General features: G+C 73.6%; 20 protein-coding genes, 2 tRNA genes and 1 pseudogene. 13 read left to right on the plus strand and 10 right to left on the minus strand.

From position 1 onward, the window contains the following. Positions 1 to 3: 3 nt before the first annotated feature. Together H5V45_RS18845 and H5V45_RS18850 are read right to left on the minus strand one after the other, a co-directional pair. Positions 4 to 1,209, minus strand: coding sequence for a PASTA domain-containing protein (locus H5V45_RS18845; RefSeq protein WP_185254355.1), 1,206 nt, complete (start codon positions 1,207 to 1,209; stop codon positions 4 to 6). Then, entirely contained in the window at positions 1,206 to 1,715 is a 510-nt protein-coding gene (locus H5V45_RS18850) for a SigE family RNA polymerase sigma factor (RefSeq protein WP_185254356.1), read from the minus strand. Before H5V45_RS18850 ends, H5V45_RS18845 begins: the two co-directional genes overlap by 4 nt. A 136-nt stretch (positions 1,716 to 1,851) precedes the next feature. Between H5V45_RS18850 and H5V45_RS18855 the strand changes: the two genes are divergently transcribed. The 6 genes and pseudogenes from H5V45_RS18855 to H5V45_RS18875 all read left to right on the plus strand — a co-directional run bounded on the left by H5V45_RS18855 (position 1,852) and on the right by H5V45_RS18875 (position 7,772). Then, positions 1,852 to 3,129 (plus strand): deoxyguanosinetriphosphate triphosphohydrolase, encoded by a 1,278-nt coding sequence (locus H5V45_RS18855; RefSeq protein WP_185254357.1) that lies wholly within the window; start codon positions 1,852 to 1,854, stop codon positions 3,127 to 3,129. Then, complete coding sequence (locus tag H5V45_RS18860) at positions 3,126 to 4,040, plus strand: NAD(P)-dependent oxidoreductase (protein WP_185254358.1); 915 nt, start codon at positions 3,126 to 3,128, stop codon at positions 4,038 to 4,040. The genes H5V45_RS18855 and H5V45_RS18860 overlap by 4 nt, the downstream gene beginning before the upstream one ends. A 227-nt stretch (positions 4,041 to 4,267) precedes the next feature. Then, a pseudogene (locus H5V45_RS22915) lies at positions 4,268 to 4,453 on the plus strand (CHC2 zinc finger domain-containing protein); the annotation flags it as partial. Positions 4,454 to 4,870: 417 nt separating this feature from the next. Beyond that, on the plus strand, positions 4,871 to 7,123 hold the full coding sequence (gene dnaG / locus H5V45_RS18865; RefSeq protein WP_246416596.1) for a DNA primase: 2,253 nt from the start codon (positions 4,871 to 4,873) through the stop codon (positions 7,121 to 7,123). Next, positions 7,120 to 7,608 (plus strand): hypothetical protein, encoded by a 489-nt coding sequence (locus H5V45_RS18870; RefSeq protein WP_185254360.1) that lies wholly within the window; start codon positions 7,120 to 7,122, stop codon positions 7,606 to 7,608. The genes dnaG and H5V45_RS18870 overlap by 4 nt, the downstream gene beginning before the upstream one ends. A gap of 88 nt (positions 7,609 to 7,696) precedes the next feature. After that, positions 7,697 to 7,772: transfer RNA gene (locus H5V45_RS18875), tRNA-Asn, on the plus strand. Positions 7,773 to 7,910: 138 nt separating this feature from the next. On the opposite strand, the gene H5V45_RS18880 is transcribed toward H5V45_RS18875, so the two are convergent. After that, on the minus strand, positions 7,911 to 8,483 hold the full coding sequence (locus H5V45_RS18880) for a hypothetical protein (RefSeq protein WP_185254361.1): 573 nt from the start codon (positions 8,481 to 8,483) through the stop codon (positions 7,911 to 7,913). Positions 8,484 to 8,502: 19 nt separating this feature from the next. Further along, on the minus strand, positions 8,503 to 9,906 hold the full coding sequence (locus H5V45_RS18885) for a tannase/feruloyl esterase family alpha/beta hydrolase (RefSeq protein WP_185254362.1): 1,404 nt from the start codon (positions 9,904 to 9,906) through the stop codon (positions 8,503 to 8,505). Between the two features lie 132 nt (positions 9,907 to 10,038). Between H5V45_RS18885 and H5V45_RS18890 the strand changes: the two genes are divergently transcribed. Genes H5V45_RS18890 through H5V45_RS18900 form a run of 3 tightly spaced genes read left to right on the plus strand, consistent with a single transcriptional unit; the run spans position 10,039 to position 12,492 of the window. Beyond that, entirely contained in the window at positions 10,039 to 11,058 is a 1,020-nt protein-coding gene (locus tag H5V45_RS18890) for a GNAT family N-acetyltransferase (RefSeq protein WP_185254363.1), read from the plus strand. Continuing rightward, positions 11,055 to 12,089 carry a protein kinase family protein gene (locus H5V45_RS18895; protein ID WP_185254364.1) on the plus strand — a complete coding sequence of 345 codons (1,035 nt, stop codon included), beginning with the start codon at positions 11,055 to 11,057 and terminating at the stop codon, positions 12,087 to 12,089. Before H5V45_RS18890 ends, H5V45_RS18895 begins: the two co-directional genes overlap by 4 nt. A 34-nt stretch (positions 12,090 to 12,123) precedes the next feature. Beyond that, a complete protein-coding gene (locus H5V45_RS18900) occupies positions 12,124 to 12,492 on the plus strand; it encodes a hypothetical protein (RefSeq protein WP_185254365.1) in 369 nt (122 codons plus the stop codon). A 1-nt stretch (position 12,493) separates the two neighbouring features. Here the strand turns inward: H5V45_RS18900 and H5V45_RS18905 are convergent, their stop codons facing one another. Then, positions 12,494 to 13,315, minus strand: a complete 822-nt coding sequence (locus H5V45_RS18905) for an FAD:protein FMN transferase (protein ID WP_343061625.1) — start codon at positions 13,313 to 13,315, stop codon at positions 12,494 to 12,496. Continuing rightward, entirely contained in the window at positions 13,312 to 13,578 is a 267-nt protein-coding gene (locus H5V45_RS22765; RefSeq protein WP_343061626.1) for an FMN-binding protein, read from the minus strand. The genes H5V45_RS18905 and H5V45_RS22765 overlap by 4 nt, the downstream gene beginning before the upstream one ends. Between H5V45_RS22765 and H5V45_RS22770 the strand changes: the two genes are divergently transcribed. Beyond that, positions 13,565 to 13,828 carry a hypothetical protein gene (locus H5V45_RS22770; protein ID WP_343061627.1) on the plus strand — a complete coding sequence of 88 codons (264 nt, stop codon included), beginning with the start codon at positions 13,565 to 13,567 and terminating at the stop codon, positions 13,826 to 13,828. The two genes, H5V45_RS22765 and H5V45_RS22770, sit on opposite strands and share 14 nt — an antisense overlap. A 66-nt stretch (positions 13,829 to 13,894) precedes the next feature. On the opposite strand, the gene H5V45_RS18915 is transcribed toward H5V45_RS22770, so the two are convergent. Further along, the gene (locus tag H5V45_RS18915) at positions 13,895 to 15,307 is read right to left on the minus strand and encodes a ferredoxin reductase family protein (protein WP_343061628.1); all 1,413 of its coding nucleotides are present in this window, start codon (positions 15,305 to 15,307) and stop codon (positions 13,895 to 13,897) included. A 155-nt stretch (positions 15,308 to 15,462) separates the two neighbouring features. Between H5V45_RS18915 and H5V45_RS18920 the strand changes: the two genes are divergently transcribed. Next, positions 15,463 to 15,536: transfer RNA gene (locus H5V45_RS18920), tRNA-Ile, on the plus strand. A 13-nt stretch (positions 15,537 to 15,549) separates the two neighbouring features. On the opposite strand, the gene H5V45_RS22470 is transcribed toward H5V45_RS18920, so the two are convergent. After that, entirely contained in the window at positions 15,550 to 15,996 is a 447-nt protein-coding gene (locus H5V45_RS22470; protein WP_185254368.1) for a MarR family winged helix-turn-helix transcriptional regulator, read from the minus strand. 103 nt (positions 15,997 to 16,099) lie between these two features. Between H5V45_RS22470 and H5V45_RS18930 the strand changes: the two genes are divergently transcribed. Both H5V45_RS18930 and H5V45_RS18935 read left to right on the plus strand, forming a co-directional pair. Further along, positions 16,100 to 16,678 (plus strand): sigma-70 family RNA polymerase sigma factor, encoded by a 579-nt coding sequence (locus H5V45_RS18930; RefSeq protein WP_185254369.1) that lies wholly within the window; start codon positions 16,100 to 16,102, stop codon positions 16,676 to 16,678. A gap of 90 nt (positions 16,679 to 16,768) precedes the next feature. After that, positions 16,769 to 17,065, plus strand: a complete 297-nt coding sequence (locus H5V45_RS18935; RefSeq protein WP_185254370.1) for an SHOCT domain-containing protein — start codon at positions 16,769 to 16,771, stop codon at positions 17,063 to 17,065. 36 nt (positions 17,066 to 17,101) lie between these two features. Here H5V45_RS18935 and H5V45_RS18940 read toward each other — a convergent pair whose 3' ends face one another. After that, complete coding sequence (locus tag H5V45_RS18940; protein ID WP_185254371.1) at positions 17,102 to 18,739, minus strand: PKD domain-containing protein; 1,638 nt, start codon at positions 18,737 to 18,739, stop codon at positions 17,102 to 17,104. A gap of 108 nt (positions 18,740 to 18,847) precedes the next feature. Continuing rightward, positions 18,848 to 19,051, minus strand: coding sequence for a hypothetical protein (locus H5V45_RS18945; protein WP_185254372.1), 204 nt, complete (start codon positions 19,049 to 19,051; stop codon positions 18,848 to 18,850). Between the last annotated feature and the right edge of the window lie 74 nt (positions 19,052 to 19,125).

Consider the following 19,125-nt stretch of genomic DNA (forward strand, 5'->3'; position numbering starts at 1 on the left):
CGCTCAGCGGACCACCACGGTGACGGAGCCCAGCCGGACCGGCTGACCGTCGGCGACGATGCTGATCAGGAGCGTGGTGGTCCCGCGAGCCATGGCGCGCCAGATCCGGCCACGGTTGGGCCCCGGTGCGTCGTCCGGCACGAGGGAGCTTCCGGCGAGGGTGCCGGTCAGCGTGCCGATCCGGCTGCCCTGACCGAACACCCAGACCGTCGCGCCGAGGTCGACGCGCAACGTCGTGCCGGCCCGGATCTGCTGGTCGGTGCGACCCCGGTAATCCATGTTGTCGCCCGGCCCGAGCGAGTTGACCTCGATGCTGACCTCGTCGGCCGGACCTCGGGGATCCGCGACCTCGGTCATCCGCACGACGTCGCCGGGTGCGAGCACGGTGCCGGGAGCGGGCTCGACGTCCAGCACGTAGCCCGCCTTCGCTCCGGGGCGGGGCTCCGTGGTGACCTCGACCCGGAGACCGGCGTCCTCCAAGGCGGCGCGGTAGTGCGCCCCGGCGTCCGCGTCCTGGTGGTCCAGGTCGAATCCTGCGAAACCGGGCACCGCGACCCCGTTCGCGAGGACCCGGATCCACGACAGGATCTCGCGGACCCGCGGCGCCGACGTCGCTTGTGCCTGGTAGGAGGCGTCTTCCGAGGGGAGGTAGACGGTCCCGGTGCACAGCCGGCCCCGGCCAACGCCCGTCGCATCACACGAGACCTCGTCGCGTCGGGCCGTCACGCCGTCGATCTCGACGTCCTCGACGGGGACAAACAGGGATCGGTTCACGCCAGGCTCGATCCACACGCTGTCGAACAGCCGCGGGCTGCTCAGGCCACAGGCCGGTCGGACCGGCATGTCGATGACCACGGTCGGGCGCGTGGCGGCACCGCACTGGACCTGATTCGTTCCCCAGTCCTCGGGCACGGCGATCGCCGTGCGCCCGATGCCCACCAGTCGGGTGCCGGGCGGCGCCGGATCGCCGTTGCCCGCAGCGGCCGGGGGGCGTGGATCTCGCTGGCCGGGGTCCGTCGACCGCGAGGGGGCGAGCGCGGCGCCGCCGATCACCGCCGCCACGGCCGCGACGGCCACGACGCCGCCCAGCGCCGCCCGGCGACGCCGCGTGCGGCACGCTGCGTTCCTGATGTCGGCCAGTGGAGGCTGGCTCACGCTGACACGGTCGGCGGACCGCTCGAGCAGGTCGGCGAGCTCGTGATCGCTCATCGTGCACCTCGCAGGTCGGAGAGCTGGGGATCGTCGGCCAGGAGCCTCATCGCTCGCGAGAGGCGGGACTTGACCGTGCCGGGACGGATGCCGAGCACGGTGGCCATCTGCCGTTCGGTGAGGTGGGAGTAGTACCGGAGCACGACCACGGTGCGGTGCTCGGGGGTCAGCCGCTTCAAGGACCGGGAGACCGCGTCGGCGTCGTCGTACGCCGCTGTGTCGTCGACGTGCTGCCGGTCGGGCACGTCGGCGACCGGGTGCTCGCGTGTCCAGTGGCGGCGACGGGTGGAGGTGAAGGTGTTGATGAGCACCCGGTGGACGTAGGCGTCGCGGTCGTCGGCGCGGCGGACCCGGGACCAGCTCACGAGGCACCGGGTCAGGGCAACCTGGACCACGTCCTCCGCCTCGACGGGCGAGCAGCCGAGGAGCACGGCGGATCGCACGAGTCGGGGCCAGCGCGCCGCGACGTACTCGCTGAACTCGGCGTCCCGACCGTCCCCGTCCACGCCACCATCCTCGTCCGTCGTGCCTGCCCGTCGTGTCCCGCTGGTCGTCAGACGCGTCGAGGAGCCGCCGGGGTTCCCACGAGATTGCGCTGACCCGGACGGGGTCCGTCGGCGGCGCTGAGTAGGGTCGCCACCGATGGACTCCCTGGACCTGTACGACGCCTCCGCACGCGAGCGCCTCGTGGACGAGCCGCCCAAGCGGGTGGTCGCCCCCGAGCGCACGCCGTTCGAGCGTGACCGCGCCCGCGTGGTGCACGCCGCGGCGTCGCGCCGGCTGGCGGCCAAGACCCAGGTGGTCGGGCCGCAGAGCGACGACTTCGTGCGCAACCGGCTGACCCACAGCCTCGAGGTGGCGCAGGTGGCCCGCGACCTCTCGCGCGCGCTGGGCTGCCACCCGGACATCGCCGAGACGGCCGCGTTGGCCCACGACATGGGCCACCCGCCGTTCGGCCACAACGGGGAGCGGGTGCTGGCCGAGCTCAGCGAGGGCTGCGGCGGCTTCGAGGGCAACGCCCAGACGCTGCGCCTGCTGACCCGGCTCGAGGCCAAGTCGCTCGACGCGGACGGCCGCTCGGTGGGGCTCAACCTCACCCGGGCGACGCTGGATGCCTGCACGAAGTACCCCTGGCTCCGCACCCACGCCGAGGAGCCCCAGGGCGTGCACGCCGACGGCTCCCCGCGGGTGATCCGCAAGTTCGGCGTCTACGACGACGACAAGCCGGTCTTCGACTGGCTGCGGTCCGGCATCGAGGGCACCCGCCAGTGCTTCGAGGCGCAGGTGATGGACCTCGCCGACGACGTCGCCTACTCCGTCCACGACATCGAGGACGGCGTCGTCGTGGGGCGCATCGACCTCACGACCCTCGACCGCGCGGGGGTCTGGGCGACCGTGCGCGACTGGTACCTCCCCGGCGTCCCGGACGCGGCCCTCGACGCCGCGCTGGACGGCATGCAGGCGGTCGAGAGCTGGCCGACCACGCCGTACGACGGCAGCCGGCGCAGCCTGGCCGCCCTCAAGAACCTCACGAGCGACCTGATCGGCCGGTTCTGCGCCTCGGCCCAGCACGCGACGTTCGCGGCGGCCGAGGGCCCCTTCGCGCGGTACGCCGCCGACGTGGTCGTGCCCGAGCAGGCGCGGCACGAGATGGCGGTGCTCAAGGGGATCGCCGCGCACTACGTCATGCAGGCCGACGACCGCGTCGAGCTGATGGTCCGCCAGCGCGAGCTGCTCGCGGAGCTGGTCGCGCTGCTGGCCCACCGGGGGCCCGAGGCGCTCGAGCGGCCGTTCGCCGACGACTGGCACGCCTGCGCCGACGACCCCGCCCGGCTGCGGGTCGTGATCGACCAGGTCGCGTCCCTGACCGATGCCAGTGCGGTGTCGCTGCACGCCCGTCTCCTATCGTCGAGGGCGTGACCTCACCTCTCGTCTGGCTCCCGTTCGACCCCGAGCTGCTCGGGGACCCGCCGAGCGGGCTGCGCTACGAGGTGGTCGACCCCACCGAGCACGTCCCGGACTCGGTCGGCGACGTGGCGTTCTACGTGACGCCGTACCGCCTGGGCAGCGCGGTCGGCGACGTCCTCCCGCGGATGACGGGCCTGGAGGTCGTGCAGACGCTGACCGCCGGCGTCGACAGCGTCCGCGCGCACGTCCCCGACGGCGTCGCGCTCTGCAACGGGCGCGGCATCCACGACACGTCGACCGCCGAGCTCGCGCTCACCCTGGTGCTGTCGTCTCTGCGCGGCATCCCGGACTTCGTCCGTGCCCAGGGCCGCGCGTCCTGGGAGCCGGCGTGGCGCCCCGCGCTCGCCGACAAGCGGGTGCTGCTGGTCGGGTACGGCGCCATCGGCGAGGCGATCGAGGCGCGGCTGCGCCCCTTCGAGGTCGAGGTCGTCCGTGTCGCCCGGTCGGCGCGTGAGGGCGTCCACCCGATCGGCGACCTGCCCTCGCTGCTGCCCGACGCCGACGTCGTGATCCTGATCGTGCCGCTCACGGACGAGACCCGCGGGCTCGTCGACGCCGACTTCCTGGCCCGGATGAAGGACGACGCCCTGCTGGTCAACGTCGCCCGCGGCGCCGTCGTCGACACCGACGCCCTCGTGGCCGCGCTGCACGCAGGCACCGTCTTCGCAGCCCTCGACGTCTTCGACACCGAGCCCCTCCCGCCGGACAGCCCTCTGTGGCAGGCCCCCGGCGTCCTCATCTCCCCGCACGTCGGTGGCGCCAGCAGCGCCATGTGGCCCCGCGCCCACCGGCTCGTCCGCGACCAGCTGCACCGGTTCGCCGCAGGCGAGCCGCTCGCGAACGTGATGTCGGGGGAGTACTGACCCGCCGAGTCGGCGTATCTGCACGCGCTGGGAGGGTCGAGTCGGCGCATCTGCACACGGGTGGGGCGCGATCTGCTCCCCAGCGGTGAGCAGGCCACCGTCCTGTCGCCGAGATCGGTGGCTGCCCCACCGCGGGTGGCGGCGCCTGCACCGCCCACAGCGCTGCACCTGCACCCACCTGTGGAGCCCGGCCCCGGCGCCACGCGGGCGCCCGTAGACTCCGCACCGTGGTGGGCCGGATTCGCGAGGAGAGCATCGTCGAGGTGCGCGAGAAGGCGCGCATCGACGAGGTCGTGTCGCAGTACGTCACCCTGCGCAACGCCGGCGGTGGCTCCCAGAAGGGCCTGTGCCCGTTCCACGACGAGAAGTCGCCGTCGTTCCACGTCACGCCCGCGCGGGGGTTCTTCCACTGCCTGGCCGGTGAGACGCGCGTGCTGACCTGGGATGGTGTCCGACCGATCGGTGAGCTGGCGGGCGGGACGCACAAGATCCTCGGGGCCAGGGGTGACTGGATCGAGGCTCCGTTCCGTGCGTATGGCGTGCAGCCGCTGATGAAGATCACCGTCACCCGGAACCGGCAGCGCAAGGAGATCTTCGCCACCGACGAGCACCGGTGGTTCATCCGTTGCGGCGGTGGCGGACTCAAGAGCCGTGAAGTGCTGACCCGCGACCTCAAGGAGGGGGACGGCCTCGTCCCCAAGTTCCCTCGATCGCGCATCCAACGGACCACCCCGTCACCGTTCGGCATCGCACACGGGTTCACGTACGGCGACGGGACCCGAGCCGGCACCGGGAGTCGAGCGCAGCTCTGCCCGCCCAAGGACCTGGCGATGCTGAAGTGGTTCCCCAACAGCCACACCTCGTCGTCGGGACCGAACCTCCTCGTGCACGATCTGCCCCGGTTCTTCAAGGAGCTCCCGGCTGCCGACGAGTCGGTGTCGTACTTGTACGGCTGGCTCGCCGGCTACTTCGCTGCTGACGGTTGCGTCGCGGCTGACGGCACCGTGATCCTGAACTCGGCGAACCGAGCGGACCTCGAGTTCGTCCGACACGTGTGCACACGCCTGGGGATCGCGACCTACGGCATCACCACGCAGGTGCGCGAGGGGTTCCCGGGTCGAGAGCCCTCCGAGCTGCACCGGGTGCACTTCGTCAACGAGGACCTGACCGAGTCGTTCTTCCTGCTCGATGCGCACCGGGACCGGTTCGTGTCGGCGACCAAGCAGTACGCGCGACGCGGCTGGGTCGTGCAGTCCGTCGAGAGCACGGACCGAGTTGAGGAGGTGTACTGCGCGGAGGTCGAGGACGGTCACGCCTTCACGCTCGAGGACAACATCCTCACCGGGAACTGTTTCGGCTGCCAGAAGGGCGGCGACGTCATCAACTTCCTGATGGAGATCGACGCCCTCAACTTCGGTGAGGCCGTCGAGCGGCTCGCCGACAAGTACGGCGTCCAGCTCCGGCGCGAGGAGGGCGACGTCCCGGACAACCGGCCCAAGGGGCCGGCGCGCCAGCGGCTGATCGAGGCGCACCGCGAGGCGCAGGAGTTCTACGCCGGGCAGCTGGCCACCCCGGACGCGATCGTCGCGCGGCAGTTCCTCGCCGAGCGCGGCTTCGACCAGGCCGCGGCGGACACGTTCGGCATCGGCTTCGCCCCGAGGGACGGCGAGGCGCTGTTCAAGCACCTGCGCGCCAAGGCGTTCAGCCAGGAGGAGCTCGTGGTCGGCGGGCTCGTCGCGGTCGGCCGCTCGGCGTACGACCGCTTCCGCGGCCGCCTGCTCTGGCCGATCCGCGACGCGAGCGGCGACACCATCGGCTTCGGCGCGCGGCGGATCTTCGACGACGACCGCATCGACGCGAAGTACCTCAACACCTCCGAGACGCCGATCTACAAGAAGAGCCAGGTCCTCTACGGCATCGACCTGGCCCGCCGCGAGATCGCCCGCTCGTCGCAGGCGGTCATCGTCGAGGGCTACACCGACGTGATGGCCTGCCACCTCGCCGGCGTCGGCACGGCCGTCGCGACCTGCGGCACCGCCTTCGGCGACGAGCACTCGCGCGTCCTGCGCCGCTTCCTCAACGACCACGAGGAGTTCCGCGGCGAGGTGATCTTCACTTTCGACGGCGACGCCGCCGGACAGAAGGCCGCGCTGCGCGCCTTCGGCGGCGACCAGAACTTCGTGTCCCAGACGTACGTCGCCGTCGAGCCGACCGGCATGGACCCCTGCGACCTGCGCATCAAGAGCGGCGACGCGTCCGTGCGGGAGCTGGTCGCGCGCCGGGTCCCGCTCTACCGCTTCGTCCTCGCCAACATCGTGAGCAAGTACGACCTCGACCGCGCCGACGGCCGCATCGACGCCCTCCGCGAGGCCGCCCGGCTGGTCTCGAGCATCCGCGACAAGTCCAAGGTCGACGCGTTCTCCCGCGAGCTCGCCGGGATGATCGGGGTCGACATGGAGGAGGCCCGCGCGGAGGTACGCCGGGCCGCCAACCGCCCCGCGCCGCGACCCGACCAGCGCGACCAGCGCGACCACCGGCGTCAGGCCCCGGGCCAGGGCGAGCCCGAGCAGCCACCCGCCCCGTCGCGCAACCCCGTGCCGGACCTGCGCGACCCGCGCTTCAGCATGGAGCGCGAGACGCTCAAGCTGGTGCTGCAGCACCCGATGGCGATCGGGCGGACGACGGCCGAGGTGGGGGTCAACGACTTCACGCACCCGATCTACCGCGGCGTCTGGGAGCTGGTCGAGAAGGCCGGCGGCCCCGCCCGCGGCGCCGGCGACCCCGGCTGGGCGACAACGCTGCGGGCCGGTGCGACCGACCCGGCGGTCTCCTCGGCGATCAGCGCGCTCGGCGTCGAGCCGCTGCGGACCGCCAAGGAGCCGGATGCGGCGTACGTCGCGCTCCACGTCTTCAAGCTGCTCGAGCTCACCACCCTGCGCCGCATCACCGAGGTGAAGTCGCGCCTGCAGCGCACCAACCCGGTCGAGAACGCCACCGAGTACAACCGCATGTTCGGCGAGCTCGCGGCCCTTGAGCAGCACCGCCGCAAGCTGCGCGAGCGCACGATCGGGACCACGGAGTGAGGCTGCCCCGCACCCGCGACAAGGCGCCGGACGGGCTCGCCCCGGGGGAGCGCGTCCTCGCCTGGGCCGACACCGACCGCGGCCCCGTCGGCGGCAGCCGCGACGCCCTGCACCTGCCCGACGGCGCGGTGCCGTGGGAGCGGCTCCAGGCCGCCGACTGGGACCTCGACACCACCACCCTGCGCGTCAGCGAGGTGGGCACCTGGGGCGAGCCGCGGCCCGAGCACGTCTTCGTCATCGAGGAGCCCCGGCTGCTGCTGGAGCTGGTCCGCGAGCGGATCACCGCCAGCGTCGTGCTGCAGCGCCACGTGCCCGTCGACGGTCGTCGCGGGGTCCGCGTGATCGCCCGCCGCGCCCCCCGCGGGGACCAGCCGGTCGCCTGGGTCTTCGAGTACGACGAGGGCATCGACCCCGACGACCCGCTCGTCCGGACGGCCGCCGACGACGCCCTCCTCGCCGCCCGCGACGAGCTCGGCCTCACCTGACCGGGCACCGCCGCCCGCCGCGACGCCCGGAGGGCATCCCGATTTTTCCCGGTGACCCGACCTTGCTAATGTTTCCCGCGGCAACCGATCCCCTGTAGCTCAACTGGCAGAGCATTCGACTGTTAATCGGAGGGTTGTTGGTTCGAGTCCAACCGGGGGAGCCACCAGAACGGGCCCGTCTCACTGCGAGACGAGGTCCGTTCTGCATGTCCGGACCATCGCCGCGTCAGCGCGGAGTCCGAGCCGCACCCGGTGCGCCGCAGACTCCTCGCTGACGCGAGGTGTCGTACGCCGGCAACCCGTCAGCCGCGCGCGAGCTCGGAGAGCCGCCGGGCCCGGCGCCGCCAGACCAGGACGCGCAGCAGCACGAGCAGCGCCACCCCGCCGAGCACGAGCCCGGTGGTGGCGAGGGCGCCGATCGGCGGGTCGGCGCCGGTGAGCCCGCCCGCGACCGGCTCGCGGGCGTCCGCGGGGGCTGCGGCCAGCTCGGCCGGGGTGGCCTCCACGCTCGAGCAGGCGCCGGTGCCGAAGCGCGGTGCGGAGGTGCCGACGACGTACGCCGTCCCGGGCTCGAACGAGGCGTCGTCGGAGCTCCCGGACGACTGGACGAGCCACAGTGGGAACGCGCCCTGCTCCTGACCCGACAGCACCCAGACGGTCGGGGCAAGGTCCGGGCCGGACCACACCTGGTCCACGGAGAACCGCGTGAAGCCGCGCCGCTCCTCCTGGGCGACGCCCACGAAGACGATGTCCGAGCCGTCCGGCCCGACGTCCGCGGCGCAGGACGCCGACGCCGGGGCCGCCGCGCCGCCCAGCACCAGGAGGGCACCGAGCAGCACACCGAGGAGGGCACCGACGACGGGGACGCGCATCACGCCCCCAGTGTGCCCCCGGTCAGCGCAGCGAGCAGCGGTTCGTCTCGTCGTAGGGCTCCGGCGCGCGCGGGACTGTCCGGCTCGCGGGCGGCCGCACGTCGCGCTCGACCCACTTCACCATCCGCGTGAACGCGGCGCGGGCGCACGGCAGGATCGGGCGGACCCGGTCGCCGAACTCGCCGTTCAGCCCGTCGACGTGGGTGCCGCCGACGATCCGGTAGTAGCGGTGCAGCGCCCCGCGACCCTGGCGCTTGATCTTGCGGTCGTAGACGTCGGAGTCGGTCGCGATCGGCAGCAGTGCGTCGATGGTGCCGTGCACGGTCAGCATCGGCCGGCGGATGTCACCGGTCAGCGCCACCTTCGCCAGCGCCCGGTGCGCGACCGGCCGCTTCGCGTAGTGGTAGTCCGCGTCGCAGCTCGGCGTGCCGCTCGGGCAGAACGGCGTGCCGGCCTTGGTGTCGCCGTCGTACGACGGGTCGAGCTCCTCGCGGTAGACCCGCTGCGTCAGGTCCCAGTAGACGCCGTAGTGGTAGTCCCAGGTGAACTCCGAACCCTTCGCGAACCCGGCCCTGATCATCCGGTCGTGCGCGGCCTGGTCGCCGGTGGCGGCGTACGCCGGGTAGTTGCGCAGCGCGACGGGCAGGTAGGTCAGCAGGTTCGGCGACTGCTCCTGGTAGAGCGTGCCCTCCCAGTCGACCCCGCCGTCGTAGAGGCCGGGCCGGTTCTCGAGCTGCCAGCGCACGAGGTAGCCGCCGTTGGAGATCCCGAAGAGATAGGTACGACGGGGGGCGTGGCCGTAGCGCTGCGCCGCGACCTTCTTGGTCGCCCGCGTCAGCTGCGTGACGCGGTGGTTCCACTCCGCGATCGAGTCGCCCGGCTTGCCGCCGTCGTCGTAGAAGGACGTCCCGCCGTTGCCCTTGTCCGTGCTGGCGTAGGCGTAGCCCTGGGCGAGCACCCAGTCGCTGAAGATGAAGTCCCCGGCGTACTGCGAGCGGGTGCCGGGCGCGCCGCTGACGACGATCTTGCCGTTCCACTTGTCGGGCAGCCGGATCACGAACTGGCTGTCGTGGTTCCACCCGTTGCGGGTGTTGGAGGTGGAGGAGTCGGGGAAGTAGCCGTCGACCTGGATGCCCGGCACCCCGGTGGGGTTGTCGGTGCCGGGGGCGTTCAGCGAGGCCCAGTCGGACTGGTCGGTGTGCCCGTTGGTCGACGTCCCGGCCGTGGTCAGGTCGTCGAGGCAGTCGGCCTTCTGCATCGGCGCCCGGGGGACGTCGATGCGGCCCTGGCGCGCGCAGTGGCCGGCCTGCGCGGCAACAGCCACCGAGGGCGTCGCGGCGGTGGGAGCGGGTGCGGCGCCGACAGGCGTGGCCACGAGCAGCGAGCCGACGAGCAGCCCGGCGGTGGCGAGGGTCCGAGTGAGCATGCCCCCACCCTCCGGGGTGACGGGCGTCACGTCCATGTGGCCCGGCACCACATCGCCGCGGACCCTTTGTGCGGGAGGACCACCGGCCCGAATCCGGTGGCGGTGCCCGGACGGGTCGGGTTGGGTGGACGCATGACGGACCTGGTCACCATCGATCCGCACGACGAGCAGGCCCTGCTGGCCTGGTTCGAGGCCGAGCAGGCCTCGATCGACCACGACCGGCCGCGGCCGATCAGTCGCACCTGGGGCGCCCTGGCCGGGTCGGCGCGGACGCCGAGCCCGTACATCCGGCGTGAGCTGGTCGCGGCGGTCGAGGGCGACGAGGTGGTCGGCGTCGCGGAGCTCGAGCTGCCGCTGCGCGACAACCCGCACCTGGCCGAGGTGTCGGTCCACGTGGTGCCGGCTCACCGGCGCCGGGGGATCGGCCGGCTGCTCTTCGACGAGGTCGACCGCCGCCGACGCGCGGCCGGTCGGACCACGCTGCTCGGCGAGCTGCTGCTGCCGGACCCCCGAGAACGGCCGGCCGTGGAGGTCGCCGGGGAGGTGGCAGCCGGGATGGCGTTCAGCACCGCCCTCGGCTTCACCAGCGTGCACGAGGAGGAGCACCTCGCGATGCCGCTGCCGGCCGACCGGGTCCGTGCGGACGCGCTGCGCCGCGCGACGCCGGGCTACGAGATCCTCACGTGGCGCTCGCGCTGCCCGGACGAGCTCCGGGCGGCGTACTGCCGGATGCGCACGCAGATGGCGCAGGACGTCCCGCTCGGCGACGTGGCCCTCGTGCCGACCGTCATGGACGAGGAGCGGCTGCGCACCGAGGAGGAGCGGATGGCCCCGCTCTACCACCAGGTCGTCGCGGCGGCGCGACGGACGACGGACGGGGAGATGGCCGGCTACTCGCTGCTGTTCCTGCCGCGCGACAGCCTCGACGCGCTCCAGGACGACACCCTCGTGATGCCCGCGCACCGCGGGCACGGGCTGGGGATGCAGCTCAAGCTCGCCACCCTCGACGTCCTCCGCGCCGAGCACCCGGACCGGCGGCTCCTGCACACGTGGACCGACCCGACGAACACCGCGATGTACCGCACCAACGCCGCCTTCGGCTACACGACCGCCGAGATCCTGCACGAGATGCAGCGCCAGGACGCCGGGTGACGGGCGCTCCCGAGGGTTGGGTCGGGGGCTGGATCGACGTCGGTCTGCAGCTTCCGTCGGCCAGCGAGCGCTGGCGGTCGGCCGGGTACCGCGACGAGCTGCGCGCGTGGGTCGCCCGGGAGACGGGCGAGCCGACCTCGCTCGAGCCGGTCAAGGTCCGGGCGTGGGCGTCGGTGTGGCGGGCCGTGACCCCGGGCGGGGTGCACTACGCGAAGCAGAACTGCGCGACCCAGCCGTTCGAGGCGGCGCTGCTCGCCGAGCTGGTCCGGCTGGTGCCGCAGCACGTCGTGCCGCTCACCGCGGTGGACCTCGACCGCGGCCTGCTGCTGACGCCCGACCAGGGCCCCGTGCTCGGCGAGGGTGACCTCGACACCTGGCGTCGCGTCGTCGCCGCCGGCGCCGCGCTGCAGCGGGCGCTGGTGCCGCACGTCGACGGGCTGGTCGCGGCCGGGGTGTCCCGCCTGCTGCCGGCCGATGCCGAGGAGTACGTCGCGCAGCGGCTCGACGGGTTCGCCGCGCTGCCCGCCGGCGACCGTCGCGCGCTGGCACCGGACCGGCTCGCCGCGCTGCGCGCCCACCTGCCCGTCGTACGGCGCTGGGCGGAGCAGGTCGCGGCGCTCGGCCTGCCCGCGACGCTGGTGCACAACGACCTGCACGGCAACAACGTCTTCGACCGGGAGGACGGGCTGCGGTTCTTCGACTTCGGCGACGCCCTCGTGATGGAGCCCCTCGCCGTGCTGGCGATCCCGCTGGAGATGCTGGCCGCCCGGCTCGGCGCCGGCCCCGACGACCCGCGGCTGTGGCGGGTGGCCGAGGCCGCGCTCGAGGTGTGGAGCGACCGGGCGCCGCTGGCGGAGCTCCGCGCCGCGCTGCCCGCCGCCCTGCAGCTCGGCCGGCTCGGCCGGACCGAGACCTGGCTGCGCTGCACCCCGCCGATGAACGACGAGGAGCTCGACAGCTTCGCCGGTGCCGGCGCCGCGTCGCTGGCCGCGCTGCTGGACGCCCCGGTGCTCGGCCACCTGCCGGGGTGAGGGCCGGTTCGGCACCCCCGGCTAGCGTGGCGGCATGTCCTACAAGCTGAGTCGCCTCATGTCCACGGCCACCGCCGGCTACGGCGCCTTCGCGCTCGCCAGCCCGGAGCACCTCGGCAACGCGCTGGAGGCCGACAAGCGCGACATGCCCGGCCTCAACCTGCTCGCGCAGACGTACGGCGTGCGCGACCTCGCGATCAGCTCGCTCGGGATCTTCGGCAGGTCGGACCGGACGGTCAAGGCGGCCATGCTGATGCGGATCGCGATGGACCTCGGCGACGCGGCCCTGCTCTCGACCCGGACGAGCGACGCCGACGTCCGCAAGAAGGTCCTCGCCGTCACGATCGGCTGGGCCGGCCTCAACGCCCTCGCGCTGGTCGTGGACTCGGCCCGGAACGACTGAACTACCGGGACGCGGCCAGCGTCCCCGCCCGGCGCGGCACCGCGAGGCTCTCGGTCGTGCCGTCGGCCCACACCACCAGGGCCGAGCGGCCCGGCCGGGTGCGCAGCCAGTCGGCCGCGTCCCGCCCGCGGGCGTAGGCCGCCGTCGCGTCGATGTCCGCCCAGGTGAGCGACGACGCGATCACGGTCACCGAGGCGACGCCGACCGGCGCCAGCCCGGTGCGACCGTCGACCAGGTGCGCGCCGCGGTGCGCCGTGCCGGACGTCGCCACCGCGCCGGTGTGCACGGGCACGACCGCCAGCACCCGGGACGGGTCGTGCGGGTCCTCGATGCCGATCTGCCACGGCCCGGCGCCCTCGGTGGTGGTCCGGCACACCAGGTCGCCGCCGGCCGACAGCGCGAAGTCGGTGTCGGGCAGCGCGGCCAGGTGCTGCGAGGCCCGCTCGACGGCCCAGCCCTTCACGACGCCGCTCGGGTCGAGCACCACGGTGCCGTCCGGTCCGGGCAGCTCCAGGGTGAACGCGTCGCCGGACTCGTGCCGTGCCCGCCGCCCGAGCGCCAGCACCTCGGTGACCTCGACCGGGCACGACGCCAGGTCGATCTCGCCGCGACCGAGCCGCGAGACGAACGAGTCGGGCCGGTAGGTGCTGAAGACCCGGTCCGCCTCGCGCAGGCTGGCCATCACCGCGGCCCAGGCCTCGCGGCCCCGGTCGTCGTCGGCGTGCCGGCCCCGCAGGGCCAGGCTGACCGGCATCCCCATCACGTGGTCGACGTGGCGGTGGAGCGTGTCGTACGACGGCCCGCCGGTGCGCACGGCACTCACAGCGAGGCCTGGTCGAGCGCGCTCTGCAGCGACTGCAGGTAGCCGGTGCTCGTCACGGTCGCCCCGCTCACCATCGAGATGTTCGCGCTCTGGGCGTCGAGGGTGTCCTGCACGAGGATCGGCAGCGCGTAGGAGTTGATCTCCTGGTCGCGGCCGTTGCCGCTCGGGTAGACCGGCACCGAGACCTGGGTGATCGTGCCGTCCTGGATCGTGAGCTGGACCTGGACCGGTCCCCACTGCGTGTTGACGGTGTCCCCGGTCACGGTGGTGGGCGTCGAGGCCGCGGAGCCCGACCCGGACTTCGCGCCCGAGGCGGAGGACCCCGAGGACGAGGACCCGGACGAGGAGGACGAGCCCGACGACGCGTCGCCGGACCCGCCGGACCCGGACCCCGCGCCGGCATTGCCGTTGCCGGTGCTCGACGTGGCGGCCGACGAGCCGCTCGGCGCGCTCGACGTCACCGGCGTCAGCCCGGACGACGCGCTCACGGCGCCGGAGGTGGAGGTGTGGTAGCCGAAGAGGAGGACGACCGCGGAGATCGTGCTCATCAGCCACAGGACGATGCGTTTCATGTCAGGGTCACCACTGGAAGGTCTCGACGTGGAGGTGCTCGGGAGGGAGGCCCGCGGCGGCGAGCGTGCGTCGTACCGCCTCGGTCCAGGGGGCGGGTCCGCAGAGGTAGACGTCGCGCTCGGCGATGTCCGGGACCCAGTAGCGCAGGCAGGAGAGGTCGTCGGCGGTGCCGGCGTGCGGCCCCAGCCAGGAGTCGGGTGAGCGGCGCCGGCCGGGCAGGTGCAGGACGGCGAGGCCGCGGTCGCGGTGCAGCCGGTCGAGCTCGTCGGCGAAGAGCGGCTCGTCGGTGTAGCGCTGCAGCAGCACCGCGTCACCGGGCGCGTACTCGAGGCCCTCGGCCAGCGCCCGCAGCGGGGTGATGCCGACCCCGGCGCCGATCAGGGCGACCTTGTGGCGGCTGCGCGAGCGCGGGCTGAGCCGGCCGTACGGTCCCTCGACCAGCACCCGGGTGCCGGGGTGCAGGCCGGCCGCGGCGGCGCTGCCGTCGCCGGCGGCCTTGATCGTGATCCGGAGGCTGCGGCCGTCGGGTGCGGCGGACAGGGAGTACGGGTTCGCGCGGGTCCAGCCGCGACGGCCCAGGAAGCGCCAGGTGAAGAACTGTCCGGCCTCGACCCGCATCCGGTGCAGGTTGCGGCCGGCGACGTGCACGGAGACGACCCCGTCGCCCTCGGGCACCACGGCCGTGACGACGAGCAGGTGCCGGGCGCTGCGCACCAGCGGCAGGGCCACCCGCCAGACCAGGATCGCGGCGGCCGCGGCGGCCCAGGCGCTCCACCAGTAGACGGTGGCCGCGGTCGAGCCGAGGAAGGACTGGCCGGTCCAGAGCTGGTGGGGGAGCGCCAACCCCACGCCGAGGTAGGCGTAGAGGTGCATGAGGTGCCAGGACTCGTAGCGCAGCCGCTTGCGCGCCGCCCGGATGCTGGTGCCGACGACGAGGAAGAGGCACAGCGTCCCGGCGACCGCGAGCAGCATGCCCGGCGACGTCGTGGTCAGGCTCCACAGCTCACCGGGCGAGGCGAGCAGCGAGCCGGCGGCGTACCCCCACGTGATGAGCACGATGTGGACCAGCATCAGGTTGAACGACGTGAAGCCGACCAGCCGGTGCTGCTTGGCCAGGCGGTCCTGGCCGAAGGCGGCCTCGAGCCACGGTACCCGCGCCATCAGCAGCACCTGCACGAGCAGCAGGTCGGAGGCCACGAGCCCGGACAGCCGCCCGAGCGAGGTGAGGCCGGAGCCCCACCCCGCCAGGTCCTGCAGACCGCGGTCGGCGATCCACCAGTAGGTCACCACGAGCAGGCTGGCCCACGTGAGCGACAGCGCCACGAGGCGGACGACGGCGTCGCGGCGCACCCGGCGGAAGTCGGGCACGGGGGCTGGGGCCGGTCGCGGCACGACGGGCGCGTCTTGGACGGCGGTCACGGAGGTCTCCTCGGCTGGTGGTGACCCCATCCTGTGGCCCGGACCTAGGTGCGGGACCTGCCGAACCTGTGAGTTTCCTGTCCGCGGCCGAGCGCCCCGCGAGGCGCCGGCCGGGCGGCCGACTAGGCTCTCGCGTCCGAGGGTTCCACCCTCGCGGGGCGGTAGCTCAGCCGGTCAGAGCAGAGGACTCATAATCCTTGGGTCGTGGGTTCGAGCCCCACCCGCCCTACGCAGGTCGCCGGTCACGGGCTGACGCGGTCGGTCAGCACGCGCAGGGCCAGCTGGAGGGCCGAGAAGCCCTCCTCGTCGAGGCCGATGGCGTCCTTCATGTCGCAGTGGATGCCGCTCGCGTGGCTGCGCAGCGCGTCACCGGACGGCGTGAGGGCGACCTCGACGTACCGCTCGTCGCCGCTCGACCGGCGCCGGGTGATGTGCCCACCCAGCTCCATCCGGCGCAGCAGCGGGGTGAGCGTCCCGTGGTCGAGACGCAGGTGGTCGGCGAGGTCGCGCACCGTCGAGGTGCCGTGCTCCCAGAGCACGATCAGGACGAGGTACTGCGGGTAGGTCAGTCCGTGCTCGGCCAGCACCGGGCGGTAGGCCGCGGTCACGGCACGCGAGGCGGCGTACAGGTCGAAGCAGAGCTGCTCGGAGAGTCCGGGGGTCGGAAGCGTGCTCGGAGTGCTGGCCATGCTTCCCAGTGTGGCACCCGATCCGCTATCTTGTGGACAAGTTACTTGCACACAAGGGAAAAATCCTCGGGTCCCCCAGCTTCTTCGTCCAGAAGGAACCCCCATGCCCGGACACCCCGATCGGACCGACGGTCTCGATCTGCTGCTCGTCGCCGTCGGCCGCCACGACGCCGAGGCCTTCGCCGCGGTGTACGACCTGGTCTCGGCGCGGGTCCTCGGCCTCGCGCAGCGCATCCTCGGCGACACCCACCAGGCCGAGGAGGTCGCCCAGGAGGTGCTCCTCGAGGTCTGGCAGACCGCGGACCGCTACGACCCCGCGCGGGGGTCGGGGCAGTCCTGGCTGATGACGCTGGCCCACCACCGCGCGGTGGACCGGGTGCGCAGCAGCGAGGCGGGGCGCCGTCGCGACGCCTCCGACCTGCAGCTGCGGCGACACGACCCCGTGGACGACACCGCCAGGGCGGCGCACGCCTCGCTCGCCGCCCAGACCGTCCGCACCGCCCTGGCCGGGCTGTCGGCCCCGCAGCGGCAGGCGCTGGAGCTCGCCTACTTCGGCGGGTACACCCACCTCGAGGTGTCGCGGCTGATGCAGATCCCCCTCGGCACCGCGAAGGGCCGGATCCGGGACGGCCTGGTCCGCCTGCGCGACGCGCTGTCGGCCTGGGAGGCCGAGCCGGCCTGAGCCGCCGAAGGTCCCTCCGGCGCGGGACGTCCGCACCTGACCGTGCGGCCCCGGCCCCGTCAGGCTGGGGGCGAAGGGATGGTGAGGGCGATGCGCACGGACGACTGGGACCCCGACCGGATGATGGGCGGCTCCTCCGGGATGTACGGCGGGGGGCTGGTCATGCTGCTGCTCGTCCTGCTCCTGGTGGGTCTGGCCGCCGCCGTGGCGGTGTGGGCGGTGCGTGCGACGCAGCGCGACCCGCAGCAGGCGCACCCCGGTGCCACCACCGTGCCGACGCTGCTCGCCGGGGCCGCGTCGCCCCGCGACCTGCTCGACCAGCGGCTGGCCCGCGGCGAGATCACCCCGGAGGAGTACGGCACCACCCGACGGCTGCTCGACTCCTGAGCCGGTGCGTCGGCCGGCGTCCGCGGGTGCGCGGCCTCAGCGCCGCCGGACGTGCACCTTGGTGACGTGGCGCGTGCGGTTGCCGGCCGCGTCCTCGACCACGGTCCGCACCCGGTAGGTGCCGGGCTTGCGGAAGCGGTGGCGCACGGACTCTCCGGTCACGGCCGCCGTGCCGTCGCCGAAGGTCCACGTGACGGTCGGCTCCGAGATCCGGTCGGCGACGCCCATCGCGGTGAAGGTGCTGGCCCGGCCGGCCCGGCGGACGACGGTGCTCACGCCGCGCAGCGTCGGAGCGACCGGGTCGAAGATCCGCGCGGCGATGCTGGAGGCGTGGTCGTAGCACTTCTGGTCGAGGCACTCCGAGACGGTGCCGGCCAGGTAGGCGTTGCCCTCGCCGTCGACCCCGATCGAGGACCCGCCGCCGACCGGCTCCTCGACGGCGTGGCCGAACGCGGTGTCGGTGGCGCCGCGCCAGGCGCTCACCGTGGTCGAGGAGCCCTCCGCGTCGTAGGCGCGGAAGCTCACGGCGAGGGCGCCCCGGTATCCCGCGTCCAGCGAGGCCGGCCCGTAGACCTCCTGCCCCGCGGCGCTGAGCTGCTCGTGGCCGCCGAACTCCCCGCCGTCGGGGCGGCTGGCCGCCACCAGGTGCTGGGCGTCGTCGCCGTAGGTGACGACCGCGAGGTCCTGCGGGGTGAGCACCGCGGTGGGAGCGGCGCCGTTCGTCCCCTCACCCTCCCGGCTGACCCGGCCGACCTCCGACCAGGTGCCCGACGCGAAGCTGCTCGAGAGGCTGTGGGTGCGCACGGCGTACCGCACCTCGTGCGGGTCGTCGTAGCGGTGCTGGTCCCACGCGAGCAGCGTCTGGCCGTCGGGGGTCACCGACAGGGACGGGCCGGTGGCCGCGGCGCCCGGCTGGTCGCCGTCGAGGACCACGGTCGGCCCGGGCGCCTCTCCCTGCGGCAGGGTCGTGGCGAGCACGGTGTGACGGTCCCCAGCAGACACCTCCCACGCGAAGACGGCGTCGCCGACCGCGTCGACGCCGACCTGGGTGGTGAGCACCCGGCCGCTCGCGACCGCGAGGGGGAAGGGGGCCGAGAAGCCGTGGGTGATCGTCCCCGTGGCGGCCTGGACCTCGTCGTGCGCCTCGTCGTACCAGACGGCCGCGAGGTCGCCCGACATCCCCACCGCGACCTCGAGCCCGCTCACGGTCGCGCCGTCGCGGGTGGCGATCTCGTGCAGCTGCGGCCGGCCTCCCGTCACGTCCGCCTCGGCCCCGCGGGCGAAGAGCGTGTACTCGACGTACGGCGAGCTCGCGCGGCTGCCGTCGGACGCGACCCAGGCGACGATCGAGCGACCGGACCCGTCCACCGCGACGTGCGGGCCACCGACGTTGCGGGATCCGTCCGGCTGCAGCGCCGCGGGGTGCCAGGTGCCTCCGGCGCCGCGCGCGAAGGCGACGACGCGCGACGGCCCCACGAAGGACGACTGGACGGCGGCGAGCACCGCGTCCCCCGCCGCGTTCACGTCCAGGACGGGGGGTCCGACGCGGTCGGGGGTGAGATCGGCCAGGGGCTCGGACGGTGTCCACGAGGGCCCGGCGAGGGCCGGTGCGGCACCGGACGCCACCAGTGCCGCGGTGGCGACGGGGAGCAGGAGGGCGGTGCGCAGGCTCATGCCGCCCGACCGTACGTGGCCGATCGGGCACCGACGCAGACCCGTTCGGGCCATGTCGGGATGGCCCGAACGGGTCAGGTCACCCCAGGTGAGGCGCCGCCACGTCGATCACTTGGACGGCTGGGGCACCTTGCAGTCGACCTTGGGGTTCAGGCCGAGGTAGTTGAGCGGACCCGCGACCACGGTCAGGGCGGTGTCGCCGGTGGTCTTGCAGGTGACGTCGCGGCCGTCGCCGAAGTAGCCGCGCTGGAAGGCCGCCGCGGCGCCGATGACCAGCCACACGACCACGATGATCCCGATCAAGCCCTTCATGGTGCCTCCTGTCCCTGGGCGCCGGGTGGCGCGTCCACTCCGGTTCTTACCCGAATTCGCGACGCGTAGTGCCC

The sequence above is a fragment of the Nocardioides luti genome (assembly GCF_014212315.1).
In the GTDB taxonomy this organism is placed as follows: Bacteria; Actinomycetota; Actinomycetes; order Propionibacteriales; family Nocardioidaceae; genus Nocardioides; species Nocardioides luti.

Coding starts and splice junctions, on each gene's coding strand:
- H5V45_RS18845 (WP_185254355.1), bottom strand. CDS start 1,209: ATGAGCGATCACGAGCTCGCCGACCTGCTCGAGCGGTCCGCCGACCGT.
- H5V45_RS18855 (WP_185254357.1), top strand. CDS start 1,852: ATGGACTCCCTGGACCTGTACGACGCCTCCGCACGCGAGCGCCTCGTG.
- dnaG (WP_246416596.1), top strand. CDS start 4,871: ATGCTGAAGTGGTTCCCCAACAGCCACACCTCGTCGTCGGGACCGAAC.
- H5V45_RS18885 (WP_185254362.1), bottom strand. CDS start 9,906: ATGCTCACTCGGACCCTCGCCACCGCCGGGCTGCTCGTCGGCTCGCTG.
- H5V45_RS18890 (WP_185254363.1), top strand. CDS start 10,039: ATGACGGACCTGGTCACCATCGATCCGCACGACGAGCAGGCCCTGCTG.
- H5V45_RS18900 (WP_185254365.1), top strand. CDS start 12,124: ATGTCCTACAAGCTGAGTCGCCTCATGTCCACGGCCACCGCCGGCTAC.
- H5V45_RS22470 (WP_185254368.1), bottom strand. CDS start 15,996: ATGGCCAGCACTCCGAGCACGCTTCCGACCCCCGGACTCTCCGAGCAG.
- H5V45_RS18930 (WP_185254369.1), top strand. CDS start 16,100: ATGCCCGGACACCCCGATCGGACCGACGGTCTCGATCTGCTGCTCGTC.
- H5V45_RS18935 (WP_185254370.1), top strand. CDS start 16,769: ATGCGCACGGACGACTGGGACCCCGACCGGATGATGGGCGGCTCCTCC.
- H5V45_RS18940 (WP_185254371.1), bottom strand. CDS start 18,739: ATGAGCCTGCGCACCGCCCTCCTGCTCCCCGTCGCCACCGCGGCACTG.
- H5V45_RS18945 (WP_185254372.1), bottom strand. CDS start 19,051: ATGAAGGGCTTGATCGGGATCATCGTGGTCGTGTGGCTGGTCATCGGC.